Origin of the sequence: Haemophilus sp. HMSC071C11, assembly GCF_001837655.1 — a bacterium.
GTDB classification, from domain to species: Bacteria; Pseudomonadota; Gammaproteobacteria; order Enterobacterales; family Pasteurellaceae; genus Haemophilus; species Haemophilus influenzae.
Map to the genome: position 1 here is coordinate 131,375 of NZ_KV833400.1, position 26,647 is coordinate 158,021.

22 protein-coding genes and 1 riboswitch are annotated in these 26,647 nt (G+C 36.6%); of the genes, 19 read left to right on the plus strand and 3 right to left on the minus strand.

The window, feature by feature from the left end; translation table 11 throughout:
* Positions 1–146 precede the first annotated feature (146 nt).
* Both tbp1 and HMPREF2644_RS01830 read right to left on the minus strand, forming a co-directional pair.
* Entirely contained in the window at positions 147–2,882 is a 2,736-nt protein-coding gene (tbp1, locus tag HMPREF2644_RS01825) for a transferrin-binding protein Tbp1 (RefSeq protein WP_070828184.1), read from the minus strand.
* A 13-nt stretch (positions 2,883–2,895) separates the two neighbouring features.
* Positions 2,896–4,767, minus strand: coding sequence for a transferrin-binding protein-like solute binding protein (locus tag HMPREF2644_RS01830; protein WP_070828185.1), 1,872 nt, complete (start codon positions 4,765–4,767; stop codon positions 2,896–2,898).
* A gap of 97 nt (positions 4,768–4,864) precedes the next feature.
* Between HMPREF2644_RS01830 and HMPREF2644_RS01835 the strand changes: the two genes are divergently transcribed.
* The 15 genes from HMPREF2644_RS01835 (at position 4,865) to bioB (ending at position 20,727) form a co-directional block, all read left to right on the plus strand.
* Positions 4,865–6,310, plus strand: coding sequence for a surface lipoprotein assembly modifier (locus HMPREF2644_RS01835; protein ID WP_070828186.1), 1,446 nt, complete (start codon positions 4,865–4,867; stop codon positions 6,308–6,310).
* Positions 6,311–6,490: 180 nt separating this feature from the next.
* Complete coding sequence (gene rpmH, locus HMPREF2644_RS01840) at positions 6,491–6,625, plus strand: 50S ribosomal protein L34 (RefSeq protein ID WP_005539760.1); 135 nt, start codon at positions 6,491–6,493, stop codon at positions 6,623–6,625.
* Positions 6,626–6,644: 19 nt separating this feature from the next.
* Positions 6,645–7,004, plus strand: a complete 360-nt coding sequence (gene rnpA, locus HMPREF2644_RS01845) for a ribonuclease P protein component (protein WP_005651622.1) — start codon at positions 6,645–6,647, stop codon at positions 7,002–7,004.
* The gene (gene yidD, locus HMPREF2644_RS01850; RefSeq protein WP_005647910.1) at positions 6,968–7,228 is read left to right on the plus strand and encodes a membrane protein insertion efficiency factor YidD; all 261 of its coding nucleotides are present in this window, start codon (positions 6,968–6,970) and stop codon (positions 7,226–7,228) included. The genes rnpA and yidD overlap by 37 nt, the downstream gene beginning before the upstream one ends.
* Entirely contained in the window at positions 7,228–8,853 is a 1,626-nt protein-coding gene (gene yidC / locus HMPREF2644_RS01855) for a membrane protein insertase YidC (RefSeq protein ID WP_070828187.1), read from the plus strand. The genes yidD and yidC overlap by 1 nt, the downstream gene beginning before the upstream one ends.
* 158 nt (positions 8,854–9,011) lie before the next feature.
* On the plus strand, positions 9,012–10,370 hold the full coding sequence (gene mnmE, locus HMPREF2644_RS01860; protein WP_070828188.1) for a tRNA uridine-5-carboxymethylaminomethyl(34) synthesis GTPase MnmE: 1,359 nt from the start codon (positions 9,012–9,014) through the stop codon (positions 10,368–10,370).
* Positions 10,371–10,557: 187 nt separating this feature from the next.
* Positions 10,558–12,426, plus strand: a complete 1,869-nt coding sequence (locus HMPREF2644_RS01865; protein ID WP_070828189.1) for a SurA N-terminal domain-containing protein — start codon at positions 10,558–10,560, stop codon at positions 12,424–12,426.
* A gap of 87 nt (positions 12,427–12,513) precedes the next feature.
* Positions 12,514–14,073, plus strand: a complete 1,560-nt coding sequence (locus HMPREF2644_RS01870) for a phosphoethanolamine transferase (RefSeq protein WP_070828190.1) — start codon at positions 12,514–12,516, stop codon at positions 14,071–14,073.
* Between the two features lie 69 nt (positions 14,074–14,142).
* The gene (gene lspA, locus HMPREF2644_RS01875) at positions 14,143–14,658 is read left to right on the plus strand and encodes a signal peptidase II (RefSeq protein WP_038441408.1); all 516 of its coding nucleotides are present in this window, start codon (positions 14,143–14,145) and stop codon (positions 14,656–14,658) included.
* Positions 14,655–15,599 carry a 4-hydroxy-3-methylbut-2-enyl diphosphate reductase gene (gene ispH, locus HMPREF2644_RS01880; protein WP_005659294.1) on the plus strand — a complete coding sequence of 315 codons (945 nt, stop codon included), beginning with the start codon at positions 14,655–14,657 and terminating at the stop codon, positions 15,597–15,599. The genes lspA and ispH overlap by 4 nt, the downstream gene beginning before the upstream one ends.
* 169 nt (positions 15,600–15,768) lie before the next feature.
* Positions 15,769–16,116 (plus strand): helix-hairpin-helix domain-containing protein, encoded by a 348-nt coding sequence (locus tag HMPREF2644_RS01885; RefSeq protein ID WP_005690826.1) that lies wholly within the window; start codon positions 15,769–15,771, stop codon positions 16,114–16,116.
* A gap of 106 nt (positions 16,117–16,222) precedes the next feature.
* Positions 16,223–16,310, plus strand: a riboswitch (TPP riboswitch).
* A gap of 52 nt (positions 16,311–16,362) precedes the next feature.
* Entirely contained in the window at positions 16,363–17,361 is a 999-nt protein-coding gene (thiB, locus tag HMPREF2644_RS01890; protein ID WP_011272345.1) for a thiamine ABC transporter substrate binding subunit, read from the plus strand.
* Between the two features lie 4 nt (positions 17,362–17,365).
* Positions 17,366–18,982 carry a thiamine/thiamine pyrophosphate ABC transporter permease gene (gene thiP, locus HMPREF2644_RS01895; RefSeq protein ID WP_011272346.1) on the plus strand — a complete coding sequence of 539 codons (1,617 nt, stop codon included), beginning with the start codon at positions 17,366–17,368 and terminating at the stop codon, positions 18,980–18,982.
* A complete protein-coding gene (thiQ, locus tag HMPREF2644_RS01900; RefSeq protein WP_038441405.1) occupies positions 18,966–19,613 on the plus strand; it encodes a thiamine ABC transporter ATP-binding protein in 648 nt (215 codons plus the stop codon). Before thiP ends, thiQ begins: the two co-directional genes overlap by 17 nt.
* Positions 19,614–19,725: 112 nt before the next feature.
* Entirely contained in the window at positions 19,726–20,727 is a 1,002-nt protein-coding gene (bioB, locus tag HMPREF2644_RS01905; RefSeq protein WP_005655985.1) for a biotin synthase BioB, read from the plus strand.
* 124 nt (positions 20,728–20,851) lie between these two features.
* On the opposite strand, the gene tkt is transcribed toward bioB, so the two are convergent.
* Positions 20,852–22,849, minus strand: a complete 1,998-nt coding sequence (tkt, locus tag HMPREF2644_RS01910) for a transketolase (protein WP_005688349.1) — start codon at positions 22,847–22,849, stop codon at positions 20,852–20,854.
* A gap of 380 nt (positions 22,850–23,229) precedes the next feature.
* Here tkt and serB point away from each other — a divergent pair, with 380 nt between their 5' ends.
* From serB to HMPREF2644_RS01930, 4 genes are all read left to right on the plus strand, one after another.
* Positions 23,230–24,174 (plus strand): phosphoserine phosphatase, encoded by a 945-nt coding sequence (gene serB, locus HMPREF2644_RS01915; RefSeq protein WP_005655988.1) that lies wholly within the window; start codon positions 23,230–23,232, stop codon positions 24,172–24,174.
* Between the two features lie 17 nt (positions 24,175–24,191).
* Positions 24,192–24,683 (plus strand): YajQ family cyclic di-GMP-binding protein, encoded by a 492-nt coding sequence (locus HMPREF2644_RS01920; RefSeq protein WP_005651674.1) that lies wholly within the window; start codon positions 24,192–24,194, stop codon positions 24,681–24,683.
* A gap of 295 nt (positions 24,684–24,978) precedes the next feature.
* On the plus strand, positions 24,979–25,926 hold the full coding sequence (gene corA, locus HMPREF2644_RS01925) for a magnesium/cobalt transporter CorA (protein ID WP_005655990.1): 948 nt from the start codon (positions 24,979–24,981) through the stop codon (positions 25,924–25,926).
* Positions 25,926–26,471, plus strand: coding sequence for a YggT family protein (locus HMPREF2644_RS01930; protein ID WP_005655992.1), 546 nt, complete (start codon positions 25,926–25,928; stop codon positions 26,469–26,471). The genes corA and HMPREF2644_RS01930 overlap by 1 nt, the downstream gene beginning before the upstream one ends.
* Positions 26,472–26,647: the final 176 nt, after the last annotated feature.

Here is a 26,647-nt window from a genome sequence, read left to right on the forward strand (position 1 = left end):
ATTGTCGGAGATTTTACAATAAATGCGTGAAAAGATCTTGTAAAAAATCCAAGTTTGGTTTTTCACTTAACCAGATTATAGAACAGAAAAAGATGCGCCAGTAAGGTATAGATATAGCATGTCTAGTCCATCTGGCGCATTTTAATTTAGAATTTCATTTCTAATGTTAAGGTATAGTTTCGTCCTGATGCTGCGTAGCGAGTATAGCTACCAACATTTTGATGTTGATTGACCGCACCTTGTGCTGTTTGACGCACCGCTTCCCAAGTAACATAGCGATAGTTGAATAAATTATATATCCCTAATCGAAGCATAATATTTTTATTCGCCATGTAATAACCCGATACATCTAAGATATGCCATGCCCGAGTAAGTTTTCTTGTTGATTTTACATCCCTTGAAGTGCTACCCAATGCACGTTTTCCTAGCAATTCATTTTGAGATTTTGCTTTTGATTGAGTAAACATTGTATTAATTCCCCAAGTATTACTTGGATGATCATAGCCTAAACCAATGATATAACGGCTGGGCTGAATGGCATCAAATAAATAACTGCTTACGGAGGCTAAACCAGCATTGATTTTTTGATCTTTAACTTTTACTCGGTTATAAGCAAATGTTGCATACCAACCGTAGGGAATACGTTTCCAGAAACCATTAAAATCTAATTGCGCAGTTATATTTACGCCAACTAATTTTGCATTTTGTGCATTATGATATCCATAATTGCCCTTTCCAGTTCCATTTTTACTAAGTTCTTCAGCAAAGGCGATAAGATTTCGATAAGCATTACTAAAATGACTGATCTCAATATTACCAAAATCCCCTTTTAGAGCGAGACCAAACTCTTGGTTACGAGATGTTTCAGGCTTAAATTTACCTACATAAACCTCGTCATTCTTGCCACCATACCGCCAACCATACATTTCAGCAAAACTAGGATTTCTAAATCCAGTAGAAAGGCGATAAGAAAGATCAAGCCATTCCGTTGGTTTTATGACAATACCAGTATTCCAAGAGAAATTTTTAAATTTACCAACACTAATAGTTGATTCATTAGCTTTTGTACGAGATACGTCATACCGAATATCTAAACCTAAATCAACGTATTTCCCTAATGCCATATTATTGCGTGCTGCGAAATAATAATTTTTCCCTTTAATTAACCGCACTTTACAGTCACTGTAATTAGAGGAGCTACCTTGATAATTACAATGATCTTGTCCTACAAAACCTACTGTTGGTTTTGAGTAGAAGTAAGGACGTGAGTCGTAACCATTTCTTATTTCACCACGTTCCCCTGGAATACTACTTGCCGTAGCGATAACACGTCGAGTTAAATAATCTTTATGCTGAAGCGCTGAAGTAAAGTCATCAAAACCAAGATTGAAGACAATTTGATGAGTAAGCCAATTTTGTTGAATTTTTTTCTCTAAATTCAATTGCAACATGTTATGTTTTTCTTTATAAACATTTCTATCAGAACGATAGTATGAATAAGGTTTATCAAGTGTTGGGCGGCAATTCTTACTTGGATTAGGATAAAGGCTGCAATGCGTATGTCGCATATAACTGTCAAGTATGATGTTTTGTTGATTAGCACTTAACACTGCTTTGTCAATGATTCCCGCTTTGTTCTTATTTTCGTAAATATATTCAATACCTACACGCTGTTTTCTATGGTGTTCATCGAAATAAAGCCCACTTGCATATTTAACGCCTCTGCCATCCTCAATACGTTGATATGCACCATGATCTTGCATTGGATAAAAAGGGCCAGTTCTATCATCCCGTCTTTCTGTTGGGCTTAAATAAGCGGGAAATGTCATATCACGGATATCAAATTTTTGTTGTGTGAATTCAAAAATACCACCAATATAATGTTGTTCAGAAAAATGATACCCTCCTCTTAAAAACCAAGACTGGCTTTCATATTTCATTGGATTAGGTTTGATACGGTTAGCCCCCGTATAATCTGAAACGCTTACGGTTTCTTTTTTGGTGGATAACTTCGCAGGTGGTTTGGGTGACTTTTTACAACTTTCATAACCATTTGTACACTCATCTTCCATCACAAAGTATGCCTTAGAGTCATCTGTTGTGGCGATTAAGCGATTATAACTTTGTACGCCTTTTAATGCATCTTTATGGACTTGGGTTTCAATTGAATTTCGTTGAGTATAAATGGCGACCCCTTCAAATCCACCTTGTTTTCCTGCTACAGCTAAAGAATGGGTAAAGCCTTTATTTTTGCTTGAATAAGCATTTTTAGTTTGAATTCCCCATGATTTGTCTCCTTCTAAGATATCGGCTGCTGATTTGCTTTGAAATGTTACAGAACCAGCTAGTGCTCCATTACCATACTCAGAAGAACTCCCCCCCTTGCTTATTTCGACGGCCTTTACATTTTCATATTCAATTTCATTAATTGCACCAGTGCCAGAATATCCTGAACGAGCAACTAAAGGGCTTTGCACTACATAAGATTGCGTTTGAGGTAAACCATCTACTAATAAAGCAACTCTATTTCTGTCCATACCACGAATAGAATATCCAGAACTTGCACCGCGGCCTTGTTCTACAACTGAAATCCCTGGATCATAGCGTGTTAGATCACGAATATTTAATACTTGCTCTCGGCTAATACTTTCACTAGTTTTGATAATTTTGCCAAGTCCAGTTACTTCATTATCTTTACGATCTCTTATTTTTTCTGCAGTGACTGAGATAGTTTCTAATTCTGAATCTTCTGTACTTTGAGTGTCCACTTCAGATGATATAGCTTCTTTTGTATCTTTTATACTTTGAGTTTCTGCTTTTACATAGCATGAAATTAAAAGACAAGAAATAATACTTAGGCGAAAATAGGGTTTTTTAGTCATTTTTAGTATTCCATTATTTGGTTTTTTCTACTTGTTGTTTTTTAGCTCCAAACACAACGGCGGCACGAGCCTTTTCTGAATTGGATGATGAATTTTTATCTGTAGGATTGTTTCCGTTATAGGTGAAATAACCGCCTAATTCTGTAGCGTTCGGACCATAAAATGCCCCGTTTACTGTTGTCGTGAAATTGACTGTAGATGTGCCTTGTGTATTTTGGCTATCAATCGCTACATTGTTTGCGGTTGCTGTACCTTTGAAGTCATTACTACCATTTTGAAAGGTTGCCTCAATGTTAAACACGGGATTTTGAGTATCGTGTCGTTTTAACACCCCTTTTAATGTTTTATTGGCAAAATTTACATCAAACTCGGCGACAGCATTTTTACTGCGTTCCTTATCACCACTGGTGGAGTAAGATGTCTTGTCATCACCAATATAACCAAACCAACTACCGCGATATTTCACGTTTCCCGTTGCAGGAATTTGAGAACTGGGAGTACGGAGACCTAACAAAAATTGGTGGTATTGTCCTGTTTGATTTGTGTTTTTCTTCTCTTTATCCTCATAATACATACCAAATTTTACATAGCTTAGATTCTTGCAACATGCTTCTACTTTATAGGTTTTATTTCCAATATCGTGATGTTTACTCGTTACGAAGTCATCAGTATCCCCTTCAGGGAAAAGAGGAACAGGGTAATTATCAATTAAAAGGTAATCAGCTTCACCAAAACTTGATATATCTTTTGTCGTAAAGTTTTTTTCATCGGTTTTTACATCGGCTGTTGTACTGGCTGTTGTACTGGTTGTTGCATCGGCTGTTTTAGTAGAGAAAGTAATTAGCTTGCCATCAATTAAGGTTTCTTTGGATAATTTTTCCTTTTCTGTTTCTGGCGTTTCTTTGGCACTAAATACCCCAAAAACTCGGTTATCGCCAGCTAAAAACTTTCCCCCTAGTTCTTCAGCATTAGGCCCATAAAAACCACCTTCTAATGTTCCCTCTTTGGTAAAGGGATGTTCCGTAGATTCGGGTTCTTTAGGAATAACTTTACCCCTGAATCGGTTGCTATACACATCAGCTTCTAGATTGTAGAGTGTATGTTTTGTATTTGCTGATGGATTAACATTTGTTTTCCTTTTATTATAATAAAGTTCTCCAGTGAGCTTTTTCTCACCAAAATCTACACTAAATTCACTTATTAAGCCCGTGTCACCGTTACTGGAATTATTTTCGGAATCAATATCTTCTGGAGTAGCACTACGTCTAGCGTAAGGCTGACCCAGACCATTAAGTAATTCATACTTTTTATTTCTTTGAGTTGCAGTAATAAAACTCCAAGTTCCTTTATACGTTACTTTGCCATTTACAGGTAATGTAGTGGCTGTTTGCTTGCCAAAGTAATACGCATATCCATAGTAACCAACATAATACTTGCTCTTTGAGGAATCTATTAGATTCCATGATGGAATATAATAAAGCCCTGAATATACATATTTTTGTCCATGATGATTTTGGGGTGGATTTGTTGCGCTTGCGCTAGGCTCGTCTATTGAGCCAATAAGGGACTCCCTGTTTTTATTGTTATTTTCAACATCCTCTTTAATCGTAGAAAGTGAGGAAAATATCATATAGTCATTTCCATTTAAGAGACTAGGTTCGCTACCACGTAAATTCTGAGCCACTAACTTCATCCCACCCCCTAAAGAAGGAATGGACAAATTTTCCAATTTAGATTTTGTTCTTGAACTTGAAGTATCGTCTTGATAACGTGGTTTAGAAGAGGGGGTATTAGAGACGTCATCTACATCAAAAGAACCACCTCCCCCGCTACAAGCGCTTAATAAAAAGGAAAGTCCACCAGTGATAAGAGGTACAGATTTCATAGAATTATATTCTTATACAAAATTGATAATTGTTCGCATTATCATTTTTTATTTGTAATAATGTCAACTTATAATTTTTTAAGTTCATGGATAAAATATGAAAAATGGCGTAAAACAACTTTCTCTCTTATCATTAATAGGCTTATCATTAACGAATGTAGCTTGGGCAGAAGTTGCACGTCCTAAAAATGATACATTGACAAATACGATTCAAAGTGCGGAATTAAAAACCTCCTCTTTTTCTTCTATGCCTAAGAAAGAAATACCAAATAGGCATATTATTTCTCTTTCCAAAAGCCAATTAGCACAACATCCAAGACTTGTTTTGCGTGGGTTAATTCCTGCTTTATATCAAAATAACACTCAGGCAGTTCAACTGTTATTACCACTATATAAACAATTTCCTCAACAAGATAATTTCTTACTAACTTGGGCAAAGGCTATTGAAGCTCGTGAACAAGGTGATTTAACTCAATCTATTGCTTATTATCGTGAATTATTCGCTCGAGACGCATCTTTACTACCTTTACGTTATCAATTAGCTCAAGCTCTATTTTTTAACTATGAAAATGAAGCTGCCAAAATTCAATTTGAAAAATTACGTACAGAGGTAGATGATGAAAAATTTTTAGGTGTTATTGATCAGTATCTTTTAACACTAAATCAGCGGAATCAATGGATATGGCAAGTAGGCTTAAATTTTTTAAATGATGATAATTTGAATAACGCTCCAAAAAGTGGCACAAAAATTGGTAATTGGACCGCTTGGGAAAAAGAAAGTGGGAAGGGGGTAGGGTATTCTTTATCAGTAGAAAAAAAATGGCCATGGGCAGATCATTTTTTTAGTAAAACTATGTTTAATGGGAATGGAAAATATTATTGGGATAATAAAAAATACAATGAGGCTACTTTTCGTATAGGTGGTGGTTTAGGCTATCAAACTGCCTTAGTTGAAGTCTCGTTGTTTCCTTTTCAAGAAAAACGCTGGTATGCAGGCGGTAGCTCTGGAACGAATACAATGAAGCAATATGCGGATAAATTGGGTATTCGTTTAGAAAACGTAGATTGGCTAAGTAAAACTTGGCAAATTTCTACCGCACTTGAGTATGGAGAATCTCGTTATAAAATCCGAAAACATTTAGATGGTAATTATTATTTCGTTTCATCAACATTATTTTATTTACCTAAAAGCACCCAATTTTGGTTTGCTGGCATGGATTTTCATCGAGAAAATACACAAGCATTAGATAATGCTTATCAACAAAAGACATTGAGACTTGGTTGGGGGCAGGATTGGTCTTATGGTATTTCATCACGTCTTACTTTTAGTTATGCCAATCGAGTATATAGAGAGAAAGATTTGATTGGGATACAGCAAAAAAATCGTGAATACACAACCACAATTACTTTATGGCATCGAAATATACATTTTATGGGGCTAACACCTAAATTATCGTGGGATTATCAAAAATCCACCAGTAACCATGCTTTTTATCGTTATGATAAAAATAGAATTTATCTCGAAATTGGAAAAATATTTTAAGGCTGAAAAGTTGTAACCTAAATTTTGAGGTATCTCTAACTTTAGCAAAGTGCATATATTTTTTAATATTCGTTTGAAGTTTTTTTTAAAAATTTCCGTTTCTTATTTGACGAACGCGCATTTTATGACTAGAATTGCGTCCTATTTTATTCACTCTTAATTGTATTTAGGTAAATTAAAATGAAACGTACATTTCAACCTTCTGTATTAAAACGTAGTCGTACTCACGGTTTCCGTGCTCGTATGGCAACTAAAAATGGCCGTCAAGTTTTAGCGCGTCGCCGTGCTAAAGGTCGTAAAAGTTTATCTGCATAATCACAATTCACAATTCTTAGTGGTTAAGCTGAACTTTTCAAGGGAGTTACGTTTATTAACTCCCATTCAATTCAAAAATGTTTTCGAACAGCCATTCAGAGCTAGTACTCCCGAAATTACAATCCTTGCTAGAAAAAATAATCTTGAACATCCGCGTTTAGGTTTGACCGTTGCTAAAAAACATTTAAAACGCGCCCACGAGCGTAATCGAATTAAACGCTTAGTACGAGAAAGTTTTCGTTTATCACAGCATCGCTTGCCTGCTTATGATTTTGTTTTTGTAGCTAAAAATGGTATTGGAAAACTCGACAATAGTGCATTTGCACAAATACTCGAAAAATTATGGCAGAGACACATTCGCTTGGCACAAAAATCTTAATTAAGATTATCCGTCTTTATCAAATTATGATTAGTCCGTTTATTGGGGCTCGTTGTCGGTTTGTGCCTACTTGTTCTTGCTATGGTATTGAAGCATTAAAAACACACGGATTATTAAAAGGTGGTTGGCTTACGCTGAAACGTGTATTAAAATGCCATCCTTTAAACGCAGGTGGATTCGATCCTGTTCCACCAAAAACCAATAATAATGATGAGAAAAAATAATGGACTCAAGACGTAGCCTATTAGTGCTTGCACTGATTTTTATTTCTTTCCTTGTTTATCAGCAATGGCAGTTGGATAAAAATCCACCTGTGCAAACTGAACAAACAACTTCAATAACTGCCATTTCTGACGTTCCGGCAAGTTCCCCTTCTAATTCACAAGCCATAGCAGATTCTCAAACTCGTGGTCGTATTATTACTCTTGAAAACGATGTGTTCCGTTTGAAAATTGATACATTGGGTGGCGATGTAATTAGCTCTGAATTATTAAAATATGATGCAGAATTGGATTCAAAAACACCGTTTGAATTATTAAAAGATACTAAAGAGCATATTTATATTGCGCAAAGTGGTTTAATTGGTAAAAACGGTATTGATACTCGTTCTGGTCGTGCACAATATCAAATTGAAGGCGATAATTTTAAATTAGCAGAGGGGCAAGAATCTCTTTCTGTACCTCTTCTTTTTGAAAAAGATGGCATAACTTATCAAAAAATCTTCGTATTAAAACGTGGTAGCTATGATTTAGGCGTAGATTACAAGATTGATAACCAAAGTGGTCAAGCCATTGAAGTTGAGCCTTATGGTCAATTGAAACATTCTATTGTTGAAAGCTCTGGTAATGTTGCAATGCCTACTTATACTGGCGGTGCATATTCTTCTTCAGAAACTAACTATAAAAAATATAGTTTTGCTGATATGCAAGATAATAATCTTTCTATTGATACTAAAGCTGGTTGGGTTGCGGTGTTACAACATTATTTCGTTTCTGCGTGGATCCCAAATCAAGATGTAAATAATCAACTTTATACAATTACAGATAGTAAAAATAATGTTGCATCAATTGGTTATCGTGGTCCTGTTGTCACTATTCCTGCTGGTAGCCAAGAGACGATTACAAGTTCATTGTGGACTGGTCCTAAACTTCAAAATCAAATGGCAACTGTCGCAAATAATTTAGATTTAACCGTTGATTATGGCTGGGCTTGGTTTATTGCTAAACCGTTATTCTGGTTATTAACCTTTATTCAAGGGATTGTGTCTAACTGGGGTTTAGCGATTATCTGTGTAACAATTGTAGTGAAAGCAATTTTGTATCCTCTTACAAAAGCACAATATACTTCAATGGCTAAAATGCGTATTTTGCAACCGAAAATGCAAGAAATGCGTGAACGTTTTGGAGATGATCGCCAACGTATGAGCCAAGAAATGATGAAACTTTATAAAGAGGAAAAAGTAAATCCACTTGGTGGTTGTTTGCCAATTCTTCTTCAAATGCCAATTTTCATCGCATTATACTGGACGTTCTTAGAAGCCGTTGAATTACGTCATGCACCATTCTTTGGTTGGATCCAAGACTTATCGGCACAAGATCCTTATTACATTTTCCCTATTTTAATGGGTATCTCAATGTTCTTGTTGCAAAAAATGTCTCCAACACCAGTAACTGACCCAACACAACAAAAAGTAATGAATTTTATGCCATTAGTTTTTATGTTCTTTTTCTTGTGGTTCCCATCAGGCTTGGTATTATACTGGTTAGTATCTAACTTGATCACTATCGCTCAACAGCAATTAATTTATCGTGGTTTAGAGAAAAAAGGGTTGCATTCTCGTAAAAAATAGTCACGAATAGGCAAAAAGAAAGGCACGGAATGTGCCTTTCTTTATTATTTGATCTTAATATATTCTGCATTTTGTAGAGATAGAGTTTTTTTAGTAGAAACAGGGATAAGCGTTATCCCTCTAAATTAAAAGTGCGGCTAGATTTTAAAGAGTTTTTTATGAAAGAAACAATCGTTGCTCAAGCTACTGCACCAGGTCGTGGTGGCATTGGGATTTTAAGGGTCTCTGGGCCTTTAGCAACAAAAGTTGCTCAAGCTATATTAGGTAAATGCCCGAAGCCAAGAATGGCAGATTATCTTCCTTTTAAAGATGCTGATAGCACTATTTTAGACCAAGGGATTGCGCTTTATTTCAAATCGCCAAATTCATTTACTGGTGAAGATGTGTTGGAATTGCAAGGTCACGGTGGACAGGTTGTATTAGATTTATTACTCAAACGTATTTTACAAATTGATGGAATCCGTTTGGCGAGACCAGGCGAGTTTTCTGAACAAGCTTTTTTGAATGATAAATTGGATCTTGCTCAAGCTGAGGCCATTGCGGATTTAATTGATGCAACATCAGAACAAGCCGCACGTTCCGCATTAAAATCCTTACAAGGAGAGTTTTCTAAAAAAGTAAATACATTAGTTGATTCTGTGATTTACTTACGTACTTATGTAGAAGCAAGCATTGACTTTCCTGATGAAGAAATTGATTTCTTGGCGGATGGAAAAATTGAAGCAAATTTACGTGGTATTATAAATCAGTTGGAAGATGTTCGCTCTGAAGCCAAACAAGGTTCTATTTTACGTGAGGGAATGAAAGTCGTGATTGCTGGTCGTCCGAATGCGGGTAAATCGAGCTTGCTTAATGCGCTTGCTGGTCGCGAAGCGGCTATCGTCACGGATATTGCAGGTACAACCCGTGATGTATTGCGTGAGCATATTCATATTGACGGTATGCCATTGCATATTATTGATACCGCAGGTCTTCGAGATGCAACCGATGAAGTAGAGCGTATTGGGATTTCTCGTGCTTGGACAGAGATTGAACAAGCCGATCGTATTATTTTAATGTTAGATAGTAGCGATCCTGAAAGTGTAGATTTAAGCAAAGTGCGGTCAGAATTTTTAGCAAAATTACCCTCAACCTTGCCAGTTACTATTGTTCGAAACAAAATTGATTTAAATGGCGAACAAGCAAGTGAAAGCGAACAGGGCGGTTATCAAATAATTAGTCTTTCCGCTCAAACGCATGATGGTGTAAAACTTTTACGTGAACATTTGAAACAAACAATGGGTTTCCAAACAGGCATGGAAGGAGGCTTTTTAGCTCGCCGCCGTCATTTAGATGCGCTGGATAAAGCCGCAGAGCATTTACAAATCGGTTTGGTTCAACTTACAGAATTTCACGCAGGAGAACTTTTAGCGGAAGAATTACGCTTAGTTCAAAGCTATTTAAGTGAAATTACGGGTCAATTCACATCCGATGATTTACTTGGTAATATTTTTAGTTCTTTCTGCATTGGAAAATAGGAAGCGTAAAGTGCGGTCATTTTTTGGCAAAATTTAAATCAAAAGCGGCAATATTTGGTGGTGTTTTGTTGATAGGAATTGGTATTAGCTGGCTTTGTGAGGATGGAGTTTTCACTTTTTAAGATGCTAATTTTTTACGTTTAGATTATAATCGGGAAAATTTTATATTTATAACAAGGGTTATAGAATGTTAATTGAAAAAATGCACAATTTAACAAACTCAAAGATTTCTAAATTTATCTTAGGTTTGATTACTGTATCGTTTTTAGTTGGAGGAATGTCTGGCTATCTTTTTAGCTCAAATGATACTTATGCGGCAAAAGTGAACGGCGAAGTGATTTCTCAACAAGATTTTTTAAATCGCTATAATCAAGAATTTGAAATACGCGCACAACGTGAGGGAGAGGCGTTTGTGGCTCAGTCTGATTCTCCTGAATTTGTTACCGCACTTCGTCAAAACATCGTCAATCTAATGATTGATCAAGAATTACTTCGCCAATATGTTAAAGAATTAAAATTAGGCGTGAGTGATGAAATGATTAAACGTGCAATCGTGACTGATCCTAATTTTCAAGTAAAGGGTAAATTTGATAATTCTGTTTATCAACGAATATTACAACAAAATCATTTAACGTCAGATGGTTACGCTTCAATTTTACGTGCTTCGTTACCTCTTGAACAAATACAAAATGGCGTTGCTAACAGTGAATTTATTGTTCCTGCTCAAGTAAAAAATAGTGCAGAAATTTTCTTTCAAAAGCGTTTAGCTCGTTTAGCAACTTTATCTCTTGCAGATGAAATGGCAAAACAATCAGTATCTGATGATGAAATCAAAACTTATTATGAAGCTAATCAAAAATCTTTTGTTCAGCCAGAGCAGGTTAAAGTTCAGTATATTGATCTTTCTGCAGATAACATAAGTAAAAATCTTCAAGTTACAGATATAGAAATTGCACAATATTATCAAGATAATAAAGCACAATTTATGACTCAGCGTTTAGCACATATTCAATTTGCAAATGAACAAGATGCGAAAGTGGTTTATGAGGAATTACAGAAAGGGGCAAATTTCGCTGATGTCGCTAAAACGAAATCTTTGGATAAAATTTCTGGCGAGAATGGCGGGGATTTAGGCTGGGTAAATGCGAATGAATTACCAAAAGCCTTTGAAGATGCCGCAGCTGCATTGCAGGTAGGGCAATATAGCCAACCAATCAATGTGGACGGCAATTACCATATTGTGTTAGTGCAAGAACGTAAAGCGCAAAGTTTGGAGAATGTGAAAGCTCAAATTGCAGATTTAGTTCGTAAATCTTTGATGGAGAGTCGTTATTTTTCTTTAGAAAAACAAGCGAGTGATAAGGCTTTTGAAGACAGTAAGTCTCTTAATACTGCAGCACAAGCAGCAGGTGTTAAGGTTCAAGAGAGCGATTATTTTTCTCGTCAAAATGTGCCAGCTGGATTAAATTTCCCTAATGTTATTTACACAATATTTGAATCAGATACTACGAATGTTGGTATGAATTCTGAACCAATTAATGTAGGCGATTATCACACAATTATTGTACGTGTGTTGGATCGCAAAGCAGAGGGCGTAAAAAGTTTAGAAGAGGCTAAAATAGATATTGAAACTTTCTTAAAACGTCAGAAAGCTGAGAATGCGCTTAATGAAAAAGCACAACAAGCAGTGAAAAAATTAAATGAAAACCCTGAATCAAAAGTAGATGGCATTAATTTCTCAAGTGAGCAGACTTTTACGTTAAGTGAAAATAAAGATCCTATTTTAACAAATGGTATATTTTCAATTGCTAAACCAAAATCAAATGAAGCTCTTTATCAAGTGGTGCATAATTCAAATGGCGATGTGGTTGTTGTTGCCTTGAATAAGGTTGAACAAAGCAGTTTAAGTGAAAAAGAATTGTCGCAATTTGGTATGCAATTATTGCGTAGTCATCAATCTGAATTACAACTTCAGTTAATACAGGGATTACGTGAGAGAGCGAAAATTGAGGTAAATGACTCTTTCATCAATCAAGATGATGAAGTGCAACAATAACAGGTTAAATGATAATTTGAGATAAATTTTGCTCAAAAGTGCGGTAAATTTCACCGCACTTTTTTACTTTTGTGCAAAAGGAAGTTAATGATGTTCGGGAAAAAAATAATTCATTCCAAAACAATATGGTTTTATTTTTTATTGTTTCTCTTTTCCATATTTACCAATATGGGATTAGGCAATGTATTAAGTGAGAATATTCCCGTTTCAGATTACGCAATTTTATTTGCTATCACGGCGATTTCTTTTTATTTTACCCCTTGGCTTGGGCGAATATTAATTACTGTATTATTTCTCAGTGCGCTATTTTATTGCTCTGCTGGTTTTTTCTATGGAATTCCATCTTTGGGTATTATCGCTTCTGTTTATGAAACGAATATTAATGAAACCTTAGAATATTACACAACCATTCCTTTCTGGATATTTTTATTTCAAGTTAGTTATATCATTTTATTTGTTGCTTTAATGAAATTAAGTTTTTATTTTAAACAACAAGCATTTAAATGGCTAAATATGGCTGTTATCAGCCTATTATTAGTTTTTTCTTATAATCAATTTTCTAATTGGAACTACGCCTATAAATTCCGTTTTTATCCAGTTCTTTTTTATTCTGAATTTGATCGAATGAATGATCTGTATTTAGAACAACGAGATTTTCTAAATCAATCCGTTAATGCGCCGTCTCAATGGGATATTCAATCTTTTACGCCAAAATATAAAAATTATATTTTAATTATTGGTGAAAGTATGCGAAAAGATTATATGTCGTTATATGGCTTTCCACTGAAAACCACGCCATTTTTAGAGCGTGTGAAAGGCACAGTTTTTGAAAATTATTATTCTGCAGCACCGAATACGCAACCGTCTTTACAACACACCCTATATCGAGCAGAAAAAGGGGAAACGGTTTATACGGATAATATTATTTCTTTAGCCAAAAAAGCGGGCGTGAAAACTTATTGGATTTCTAATCAAGGCAAAATTGGGGAATTTGATACGATGGCCTCTCGTATTGGTCAAAGTGCAGATGAAACGATTTTTATGAAGCCGTTAGGTTATAATTCTAAAAAAGTTTATGACGATGAAATGTTGCCTGTATTAGATAAAGCCTTAAAAGAAAATATTACGAATCCAAAATTAATTGTGATTCATTTAATGGGCTCACATCCAGCCTTTTGTGAGCGTCTTCCGTACGAAGTTAAAAATTATTTTATTAATCAATCTATGTCTTGTTATTTAGAATCGATTAAATATACGGATCAGTTTTTAGAAAAATTAAATTCGCAGTTAGTATCGCAAAATGAACCCTATTCGGTGATTTACTTTTCTGATCATGGGCTTGCTCATTATGAGGATTCTGAAGGTTTATCATTGCATCCAAATAATCTTTATAAACAAGATTATGAAATTCCTTTCGTCATGTTTTCGAGTGATAGTCAAAAGGTAGAAAAAATAAAAACGCCACAATCGGCATTTAATTTTGTTTATGGTTTTGCTGATTGGATGGGAATTAAGGAAAAACATTTACAAGGCGTGGATTTCTTCCATCCTGAAAAACAGGAAATTAAGGTATTTGATTGGAATAACGTTGTAAATGTTAAAGAGTTGGCTGATGATCCAGCAAAATTACCAGAAACCGTTCAGTAAATGAGATCGTGCTTTATCATTTATCGGCTTGTGCTAGAATGAGCGGAATTTTTTTAAAAGGGAAATAGTATGTCCAAAAAATCAGGGCTTTCGTTTTTATGGTTAAGTACGGTCGCTTTCGTGGTTGATTTGCTCACTAAATACATTGTGGTACAAAAATTTGATTTGTATGAAAGTGTTAATGTGCTGCCTGTTTTCAATCTTACCTATGTCCGCAATTATGGTGCGGCATTTAGTTTCTTAGCGGATCATAGTGGCTGGCAACAATATTTCTTTATTTTGTTAGCGTTGGCTATTTCAGGCATGTTGGTTTATTTTTTAGTAAAAAATAATGCTGAACAAAAAATCCAAAATTCTGCTTATGCACTGATTATTGGTGGTGCATTAGCGAATATGGTAGATCGAGCTTACAATGGTTTCGTCGTGGATTTCTTTGATTTCTATTGGGATATTTATCATTATCCAGTGTTTAATATCGCTGATATTGCCATTTGTATTGGCGCAGGGTTGTTAGCATTGGATGCGTTTAAGAGCGAAAAGAAAAAAGTACAAGATAAACAAGTAGAAAAGTGCGGTCAGAAATGAAGATAATTTTAGCCAATCCACGAGGATTCTGTGCCGGTGTAGACCGTGCTATTAGTATTGTTGAACTTGCCTTAGAAATTCATGGCGCACCGATTTATGTTCGTCATGAAGTGGTGCATAACCGATTTGTTGTGAACGGATTGCGTGATCGTGGTGCGATCTTCGTGGAAGAATTAAGCGAGGTACCTGATGGTGCGATCGTGATTTTTTCTGCGCACGGCGTATCTCAAGCCGTTCGACAAGAAGCGAAAGACCGCAATCTCAAAGTATTTGATGCAACCTGTCCTTTGGTGACCAAAGTACATATGCAAGTTGCTCGTGCAAGTCGAAAGGGAACAAAAGCGATTTTGATTGGACATAAAGGACACCCTGAAGTTGAAGGCACAATGGGGCAGTATAGTAATGAAGATGGCGGAATTTTCTTGATTGAAAAAGTAGAAGATATTGCACGTTTGCCAATGCAAGACAATGATGATTTAACCTTTATGACGCAAACCACTTTATCGCTAGATGATACAGCAGAAACTATTGCTGCATTAAAAGAAAAATATCCCGCTATTCAAGGGCCACATAAAAACGATATTTGTTATGCGACAACCAATCGTCAAGAAGCGGTGCGAGAATTGGCTAAATTATCAGATTTAGTGTTGGTTGTGGGGTCTAAAAACTCATCAAATTCAAATCGTTTAGCTGAATTGGCGTCTCGAATGGGGATTAAATCACAGCTTCTTGATGATCCTTCCGATATTCAAGATGATTGGTTTAATGATGTAAAAACCATTGGGATTACAGCTGGTGCTTCTGCACCAGAAGAATTAGTCCAATCGATTATTTCTCGCTTAAAAGAGTTTGGCGCGGATACTATAGAAGAACTGCAAGGTTTAGAAGAAAATATGTTCTTTGAAGTGCCAAAAGAGTTGAGAATAAAAGAAGTTAATTAATACTAAGGGCTTATCGTCAATGATAAGTCCTTTGTTTTTTTCATTCAAATTAAGAATTTTTGAGATCGAGATCGCAAAAGTGCGGTCAGGTTCTTGAGGTTTTTTGCAAGGCAGGAAAAAATGTGTGTGTTGATTGTTGATCAACGGTTCATATTATAAGGAAACCTCTATGAAATTAATGAAAACATTATTCACTTCGTTTGTATTGTGTGGGTCACTTGCAGCTGGTTCCACTTTTGCTGAAGACAAGGTGGTTGAGCAAACAACTCAAGCTGTTGTGACCACTCAAACGGATTCACAAGTAGCACCAGCTATGATGGGAGATAAATTGAATATTAACATAGCAACTGCCAGTGAAATTCAAAAATCCCTAACTGGCATTGGTGCGAAAAAAGCGGAAGCTATTGTGCAATATCGTGAAAAACACGGTAATTTTACTAATGTAGAACAGCTTTTAGAAGTACAAGGAATTGGCAAAGCAACACTAGAGAAAAATCGTGATCGTATAATCTTTTAATTTTCTAACCTCCAATGAATGCCCTGTTTTACAGGGCTTTTTTATTCTTTACACACAGAATACATTAAAAAGCCGTTGGCAACTTGAGTAAATTTTAATACACTAGCAAGCCTAGTCGGGGTGCAATACGCTGAGATCATACCCGTGAACCTGAAACAGTTAATACTGACGTAGGAAACTAGGAATATAACCTTATCTCCTTTTCGTCATTATTGCTGCCTTTTAATCATAAATAAGGATGTAATAATGAAACTTCTTAAATTAACCTTAATTTCTACCGCACTTTTTTCCACTGCTGCATTAGCACAATCACAGCAAAGTGTGAACGTATATAGCTACGATTCTTTCACTTCTGAATGGGGTGCTGGGCCAAAAGTAAAACAAGATTTTGAAAAAGCACACCCACAATGCACTATTAATTTTACGCCTTTTGAAAGCGTTGGAGTGTTGCTCAACCGTGTTCGCTTGGAAGGAAAGAAAACAAAAGCGGATATTGTGCTAGGTTTAGATAACTTTTTTTTGGAACAAGCTGAAAAAACAGGTATTTTTGCACCAAATAACGTGGATTTAACTCAGCTTGATTTACCAACAAAATGGACAAATAAGACCTTCTTACCTTTCGATTTCGGTAATTATGCTTTTGTGTACGATAAAACCAAATTACAAAATCCGCCGAAAAGTTTGAAAGAATTAGTTGAACGCCAAGATCTTCGTGTGATTTATCAAGATCCTCGCACCAGCAGTGTGGGACGTGGTTTATTGGTTTGGATGAATGTAATTTATCCTGAAGATAAAATTCAATCTGCTTGGAAAAATTTAGATAAGCATACGGTAACAGTGGGTAAAGGCTGGTCAGATACTTACGGTGCATTCTTAAAAGGCGAAGCGGATTTAGTATTAAGTTACAGCACATCGCCACTTTATCATCAACTTTTTGAGAAAAAAGATAATTATGCGGCGACAGATTTTGCGGAAGGGCATATTACTCAAGTGGAATTAGCGGCGCGAGTTGCCAACCATCCAAATCAATGTGCGGATGATTTTATGGCATTTTTAATTTCGCCTACAGCACAAAAACATATTGTGACAGCCAATATTATGTTGCCAGTTATTCAAGGCGAAATTGAACCGCACTTTGATGCGCTGAAAGTTCAACAAAAAACTCAAACGCCAATTAATCCAACAGTGAATGCTGAGCAGTTAAAAAATTGGATCAGCACTTGGCAAACTACATTAACAAAATAATTTGATGTTGTCGTTATTTCATCATCCACAACTTCGCCCTCGTCATTATGCGGGCGGGGTTGTTGTCATTAGTTTCATTATTCTTTTTTATGGTAGTGCCTTAAGTTCGATCTTTACATTGGGCGATGAATTGCAATGGCGAGCTTGGTTTACTGATGATTACCTACAGCATCTGATTCTTTTCAGTTTTGGGCAAGCTTTACTTTCTACCGTTTTATCTATTTTCTTTGGTTTACTTCTCGCTCGGGCATTATTTTATAAGCCATTTTTTGGAAAAAAGTGGTTGTTAAAATTAATGTCGCTAACTTTTGTCTTACCTGCTTTAGTGGCAATTTTTGGTTTGATCGGTATTTATGGTTCAAGCGGTTGGTTAGCTTGGTTTGCTAATCTTTTTGGAATGTCGTGGCAGGGGCATATTTACGGACTGTCGGGTATTTTAATTGCCCATCTTTTTTTCAATATCCCACTGGCAGCACAGCTTTTCTTACAAAGTTTGCAAAGTATCCCTTATCAGCAACGTCAGCTTGCAGCACAGCTCAATTTGCAAGGTTGGCAATTCGTTAAATTGGTGGAATGGCCTGTTTTTCGTCAGCAATGTTTGCCCACATTTAGCTTGATTTTTATGCTGTGCTTTACCAGTTTTACCGTTGTTCTTACGTTAGGTGGTGGGCCTCAATATACAACATTAGAAACAGCAATTTACCAAGCGATTTTATTTGAATTTGATCTGCCGAAAGCGGCACTCTTTGCTATGTTGCAATTTGTATTTTGCTTGCTTTTATTTAGTTTAACATCTCGTTTTTCGCCTTCTAATCAAAATGGCTTGAGCAATAGTAATATTTGGTTTGTGAAACCTAAAAGTGCGGTCAAAATTTTCTATGTTTTTGTTTTAATTGTTTTTGTCTTTTTCCTTTTTTCGCCAGTTTTGAATATTCTTATTAGCGCATTGAGTTCATCAAGTTTACTCAAGGTTTGGCATAATTCTCAACTTTGGCGTGCGTTAGGTTATTCACTTTCTATCGCACCCTTGTCCGCATTACTTGCATTAACGATGGCGATTGCCTTATTGCTTTTATCACGCCGTTTAGAATGGTTACATTATCAGAAAATCGCTCAATTTATTATTAATGCAGGAATGGTAATTTTGGCAATCCCGATTTTAGTACTCGCAATGGGGTTATTTTTATTATTACAAGAGCGTGATTTTTCGAATATTGATTTGTTTATTATCGTTGTATTTTGCAATGCGTTAAGTGCAATGCCTTTTGTTTTACGTATTTTGAGCGCACCTTTTCATAATAATATGCGTTATTACGAAAATCTGTGTAACAGTTTGGGAATTGTGGGTTGGCAACGTTTTTATCTGATTGAGTGGAAAACCTTGCGCGCACCGTTGCGTTATGCTTTTGCTTTAGGTTTGGCGTTATCTCTCGGCGATTTTACGGCTATTGCGTTATTTGGCAATCAAGAGTTTACTTCTTTACCGCATTTGTTATATCAGCAGTTAGGTAATTATCGTAATCAAGATGCCGCTGTAACCGCAGGGATTTTATTATTGCTTTGTGGCATATTGTTTGCCTTTATTCACACATATAGGGATGCTGATGATTTATCTAAATAATGTGATTTTGAATGATAAAACCTTACCAATGTGCTTTAATTTGAACGTTAAGGCTGGCGAACGTGTCGCAATTATTGGCGAAAGTGGGGCGGGGAAAAGTACCTTATTGAATTTAATTGCTGGGTTTGAATTTCCTGCTCAAGGAGAAATTTGGTTAAACGATAAAAATCATACGCGTAGTGCGCCTTACGAGCGTCCTGTTTCCATGCTATTTCAAGAAAATAACTTATTTCCCCATTTGACTGTACAACAAAATCTTGCCTTAGGAATAAAACCCTCTTTAAAATTAACCGCACTTGAGCAGGAAAAAATTGAACAGGCCGCTTGCTCCGTAGGATTGGGCGATTATTTAGAGCGTTTACCGAATTCTCTTTCGGGGGGGCAAAAACAACGAGTGGCATTGGCGCGTTGTTTGTTGCGAGATAAGCCAATTTTGTTATTAGATGAGCCTTTTTCTGCATTAGATCAGAAACTTCGGGTAGAAATGCTGGCTTTAATCGCTAAACTTTGTGACGAGAAAGATTTAACATTGCTACTTGTTACCCACCAACCATCGGAATTAATCGGTTCGATAGATCAAGTGTTAGTGGTGGAAAATGGTCAGATAAGTCAATTGCAAAAAGGGGTGTAAAATTAGTTTCATTCATAACGTTGAATTGATTGTTTCTACCATATACACTAATTCATCAATTAAGAAAGTATAAAAAGCGTGGTGTTTTTAACCGCACTTTCAAAGGAAAAACATGTTAGCGGAAAAATTACAAATTAACTCTATTACACCTCATCCAAGTGTAGAATATTGGTCTGTTTGCAAAGTTGAGGCGTTATTTGAAACGCCATTTTTGGAATTAGTTTACCGAGCAACGCAAGTTCATCGTAAGCATTTTAATCCTCGCGCGATTCAGTTATCCACGTTAATGTCTATCAAAACGGGGGGATGCCCAGAAGATTGTAGTTATTGCCCTCAATCAGCCCGTTATCATACTGGCGTACAAAATCAGCAGTTATTAGATGTTGATGAGATCGTCGCTAAAGCAAAAATTGCGAAAGCACGTGGTGCGGGACGTTTCTGTATGGGGGCTGCTTGGCGAGGCCCTAAGCCAAAAGATATTGAGAAAGTCACAGAAATTATTAAAGCCGTGAAATCACTTGGTTTAGAAACTTGCGGTACCTTTGGTTTATTGCAAGACGGTATGGCGGAAGATTTAAAAGAAGCTGGATTAGATTATTACAATCATAATCTTGATACCGCACCAGAACATTATGCAGAAGTGATTGGTACTCGCCGTTTTGATGATCGTCTTAGTACCTTAGGAAAAGTGCGCAAAGCTGGATTAAAAGTGTGTTGTGGTGGCATTGTGGGGATGAATGAAACCCGTAAAGAACGGGCTGGATTAATCGCGAGCCTTGCAAATCTTGATCCGCAACCTGAGTCAGTGCCGATTAATCAACTCGTTAAGGTTGAAGGTACACCGTTAGCCGATGCGGAAGAATTAGATTGGACGGAGTTTGTGCGAACGATTGCTGTTGCACGTATTACTATGCCAAAAAGTTATGTTCGCCTTTCTGCAGGTCGTAGTGGTATGACTGAAGAAATGCAAGCGATGTGTTTTATGGCGGGGGCAAATTCGATTTTCTATGGCGATAAATTACTTGTTACAGATAATCCAGAAGAAGATGGCGATCAGTTATTGATGGCAAAATTAGATTTAGAGCCAGAAACTGCAGAAAATAAAAAGTTGTAGTTTGCGTTAGAAAGCTGAGAAATTAAGTATAAATCTATTCCTTTCTTTATTTCATATCTCACAATAATTTTCAATAGCCAATAAAAAAGCTCCTTGAATATCAAGGAGCTAGTTTAGTTTAATCTTAAAGAATTTCTTTCGCTTTTGCTACCACGTTTTCAACAGTGAAACCAAAGAGTTTAAATAATTGATCTGCTGGTGCGGATTCGCCAAAGCTATTCATACCGACAACACGACCATTGAATCCAACGTATTTATACCAGAAGTCAGCAATACCCGCTTCAATCGCAACACGTTTGGTTACCGCTGCAGGTAATACACTTTCACGGTATGCTTCGTCTTGTTTATCGAAACGGTTAGTACTTGGCATAGAAACAACGCGTACTTTTTTACCTTCAGCACTTAATGCTTCGGCTGCTTGCACTGCTAATTCCACTTCAGAACCTGTCGCAATGAAAATTAACTCAGGTGTGCCATCACAGTCTTTTAATACATAAGCACCACGTTTAACCGCATCTAATTGTGCAGAAGTGCGGTTCATTTGAGCAAGATTTTGACGAGTGAAAATTAACGCACTTGGGCCATCTTGACGTTCAACCGCTTGTTGCCATGCGATGGCTGATTCAACTTGGTCACATGGACGCCATGTTTCAAGGTTTGGAATTAAGCGTAGTGAAGCCGTTTGTTCTACTGGTTGGTGTGTAGGTCCATCTTCGCCTAAACCGATGGAATCGTGGGTATAAACGAATAATGTGCGTTGTTTCATTAATGCTGCCATACGTACTGCGTTGTGAGCATACTCGTAGAACATTAAGAAGGTTGCGCCGTAAGGAATGAAACCGCCGTGTAAGGCAATGCCGTTCATAATGGCAGACATACCAAATTCACGAACACCGTAGTTAATGTAGTTACCACTTACGTTTTCGTGGGCACGAATCGGTTTTGAACCACTCCATAAGGTTAAGTTGGAGCTTGCTAAGTCTGCAGAACCACCTAAAAATTCTGGCAATAGGTGTGCATAGGCTTCAATGGCATTTTGTGATGCTTTACGGCTTGCAATACTCGCTGGATTTGCTTGTAATTTTTCGATGAACGCTTTAGATTCTGCCGCCCAGTTTGTTGGTAATTCGCCAGAAACACGACGTTTAAATTCTGCTGCCAATTCAGGATAGGCTTTTGCATAAGCGGCAAATTTTTCTTCCCAAGATTTTTCTGCTGCAGCACCTTTCTCTTTTGCCGACCATTCAGCATAGTATTCAGCTGGAATTTCAAATGGCGCATATTCCCAACCAAGTGCTTTGCGGGTTAAAGCGATTTCTTCATCGCCTAATGGCGCACCGTGGCAATCATGAGAACCTGATTTATTTGGAGAACCAAAACCAATGATGGTTTTACAAATAATTAACGTTGGTTTTTCTTTTTCTGCTTGAGCAAGAACGGCAGCAGCGCGAATTTGCTCTGCATTGTGACCATTTACATTACGGATTACTTGCCAGCCATAAGCTTCAAAACGCTCGGCGGTGTCATCACTGAACCAGCCATCAACATGACCATCAATGGAAATATTGTTGTCATCGTAGAATGCGATTAGTTTACCCAGACCTAATGTTCCTGCTAAAGAGCAAGCCTCGTGAGAAATCCCTTCCATTAAACAGCCATCGCCTAAGAACACATAAGTGTGGTGATCGACAATTTCATGGCCTTCACGGTTAAATTGTCCAGCTAAGGTTTTCTCAGCAATTGCCATACCCACCGCATTAGTGATACCTTGACCTAACGGGCCAGTCGTGGTTTCAACACCAGGTGCATAACCATATTCTGGGTGACCTGGGGTTTTAGAATGTAATTGACGGAATTGTTTTAAATCTTCGATAGAAAGATCATAGCCAGTTAAATGTAAAAGACTATAAATCAACATAGAACCGTGTCCATTTGAAAGCACAAAACGGTCACGATCAGCCCATTTAGGATTGGTTGGATTGTGTTTTAAAAAGTCGCGCCATAATACTTCAGCAATATCCGCCATCCCCATTGGTGCACCAGGGTGACCAGATTTCGCTTTTTGTACAGAATCCATTGCTAAGACACGAATTGCATTGGCTAATTGTCTACGAGTTGCCATTTTGTTCTCCTGTGATAATTCGTTTTGAAAAATAATCTTGCGCATTCTACCTTATTTCTGAAGGAAATTTAGCAAAAATCCGCACTCAATTTAATAGTTTGTGACAATAATCAAATTCTACGACGACATTGATGAAAACGCATACTACTAGATTTTATTGTCAAATTTACCGCACTTTTTTCTCTTTGAGTTTATGATAAGAACAGCGATAATGACTTAAAAAATACTTGTTTTACACCAAATAAGATAACGCCAAATATCGCTAGGCTTAGCGAAATAATCGTTGCAAGTATCATTGAGTAGTTTTTCTTTAATTATTTTCACTTTTTCAATTCACATCGGTTAAAATCTTTTTAGTCGCCACAACTTACAGGATTTTTATGCAAATTCAATGTTTCGAAAGTATTACACAAAAATATCCACAATTTCCTACCGCACTTTTGGCTAATGAGGAGCCTATACAGAACGGAGAGCCTTTTATCTTATACGGCACAAAGTTGGACATAACTAAGCTAGAAAAATTTCAACAAAAGTGCGGTCAAAATTTTCAGATTTTTGATGTTTGGATGGTAGCGAAAAATATTATCGTCTTATTGAAAGGTCAATGGTTTTCTGATTTCATTAAATTTGCTCACGATGTTGAAGTGGATATTGCTAAATTAGATTTCAGCCCTAAATTGTCTCAAGCAGGGTTGTTGGTGATGGATATGGATTCTACCGCTATTCAAATTGAGTGTATTGATGAAATTGCGAAACTAGCGGGTGTTGGCGAACTTGTTTCTGCGATTACGGAAAGTGCAATGAGGGGGGAATTAGATTTCGAGCAAAGTTTGCGTTGTCGAGTGGGTACATTAAAAGGTGCGCCAGAAAGCATTTTGCAGCAAGTTAGAGAGAATTTACCGCTAATGTCTGGATTAGTTGAAACGATCCAAACCTTACAAAAATATGGCTGGAAAACTGCAATTGCTTCAGGCGGATTTACTTATTTTGCGGATTATTTGAAAGCCTTATTGCAACTTGATTTTGCTGCATCAAATCAATTTGATATTGAAGATGGAAAACTCACAGGCTTAGTTAAAGGCGATGTGGTTGATGCCCAATATAAAGCTAAAACATTGCAACATTTGTTAGAGGAATACGGTATTTATTCCCAACATTCTATTGCTATCGGCGACGGTGCAAATGACTTGGCAATGATGAATGTGGCGGGACTAGGTGTTGCGTTCCATGCTAAACCTAAAGTGCAACAACAAGCGCAAATTGTGGTAAACTTCGCCGACTTAACCGCACTTTTATGCCTTCTAAGTGCCAATGATCGAATTTAATAAAATGGGAGAAGACTATGCCATCTTTTGATATTGTTTCTGAAATTACTTTACACGAAGTTCGTAATGCAGTGGAAAATGCAAACCGTGTGCTTAGCACGCGTTATGATTTTCGTGGTGTCGAAGCGGTAATTGAATTAAATGAAAAAAATGAAACGATTAAAATCACCACAGAATCTGATTTCCAACTTGAACAATTAATTGAGATTTTAATTGGATCTTGCATTAAACGTGGTATTGAGCACAGTTCTTTAGATATTCCAGCAGAAAGCGAACACCACGGTAAACTTTACAGTAAAGAAATCAAGCTTAAACAGGGTATTGAAACAGAGATGGCGAAGAAAATTACTAAATTAGTAAAAGATTCTAAAATCAAAGTTCAAACTCAAATTCAGGGCGAACAAGTGCGTGTGACAGGTAAGTCACGCGATGACTTACAAGCAGTGATTCAACTTGTAAAAAGTGCTGAATTAGGTCAGCCATTCCAATTTAATAATTTTAGAGATTAGTTTTTCAAATAAGGGCGAAATGTTGCCATAGTTTTTTGATAAAACTTGACGAACACCGCTTTCAAGCGTAACATTCGCCCGATTTTTTAACGAGAAGGACACACACTTTGGACAGTCATAGTCGATACCGAATATCGCTCTAGACGCTCGCCTTTTATTATCGGCGTGCGTTCGCCGGTAAATTTACCGTTGTTTCGGCATCTCTTAACGAAAACTTTGCGATTTTTTACCGCACTTTCGTTTCTTCTTTAATTTGTTCACTGTTAGCTGTTCATAATCCTATAAGGAGTATGAAATGATCAATGCGTTTGCTATCAATGATTCCCGCTTGGTTCGTATTGACGAAGACCAAACTGATCTCAATACTGCCATTTGGCTTGATTTACTTGAGCCGACAGGCGAAGAACGTGAAATACTACAAGAAGGCTTAGGTCAGAGCCTAGCATCTTTTCTAGAACTGGAAGATATCGAAGCTTCCGCCCGTTTCTTTGAAGATGAAGATGGTTTACACCTTCACTCATTTTTTTATTGCGAAGATGAAGACAATTATGCTGATTTAGCGAGCGTTGCTTTTACTATTCGTGATGGTCGTTTATTTACGTTGCGTGATCGCGAGCTACCCGCATTCCGTTTATACCGTATGCGTTCACGTAGCCAGCGTTTGTTAGAATGCAATTCCTATGAAGTTTTACTGGATTTATTTGAAACGAAAATTGAGCAATTAGCGGACGTGATTGAAAATATTTATGCAGATTTGGAAGAGTTAAGTCGCGTTATTTTAAACGGAAAACAAGATGAAGCCTTTGATGAAGCATTAAATACACTCACGGAACAAGAAGACACCAGCTCAAAAGTTCGTTTGTGCTTGATGGATACTCAACGTGCATTAGGTTTCTTGGTTCGCAAAACTCGCTTACCAACTAATCAGTTAGAACAAGCACGAGAAATCTTACGAGATATTGAATCTTTGCAACCGCATAATGAATCATTATTCCAAAAAGTAAACTTTTTAATGCAAGCTGCAATGGGTTACATCAATATTGAACAGAACAAAATTATGAAATTTTTCTCAGTTGTTTCTGTGATGTTCCTTCCTGCAACATTAGTTGCATCCACTTATGGTATGAACTTTGATTTTATGCCTGAATTACATTTTAAATATGGCTATCCAATGGCAATTGGATTAATGATCGCAGCCGCACTGACACCATATATTTATTTTAGAAGAAAAGGATGGTTATGATGGAATTATCCCAAACCGCATTATTTATCGGATCAATTATTAATCTTTACGCACTTGTAGTAATCTTACGAGCTTGGTTGCAGTTTGCTCGTGTGGATTATTACAGTCCTGTTTCAACATTTGCAGTCAAAATGACTGATCCAATATTAAAACCTCTGCGTAAAATTGCGCCTACTGTGAAAAATATCGATACTTCCGCATTACTGCTTGTATTTATTATTGGTATGTTAAAAGGTATTATTTATTTTGGCTTATCAGTAAATGTACTCTTAGTATTGGGCGTATTAACTGTATTGAAAAGCATTGGTTTAGCTATTTTCTATGTGCTTTTTATTGGGGCTGTTTTAAGTTGGTTTAATCGAGGTAATAATTCTATAAGTTATGCCTTTTATCAACTCTCCGAACCACTTTTAAAACCAATCCGTCGATTATTACCTACATTAGGAATGATTGATTTTTCTCCGATGGTCGTTATGTTTATCTTATTGTTTTTAAACAATTTTATGCTTGATCTTCTAGGTGGACTTTGGATTATCGCTGGTTAGATATTCATATTCCTTATTTGAATATTGCTTTATAAAAATATTGAAGATTTAGTTGGTAAGAATAGTATTTTCTATTCTTACCTTTTTATTTCATTTTTAGAGGTTTTTGATTTTTATAATTCTTATAAAAGATATAAAATTCTTTTATAAAAATAAGGGGAAGTTTATTTACATTG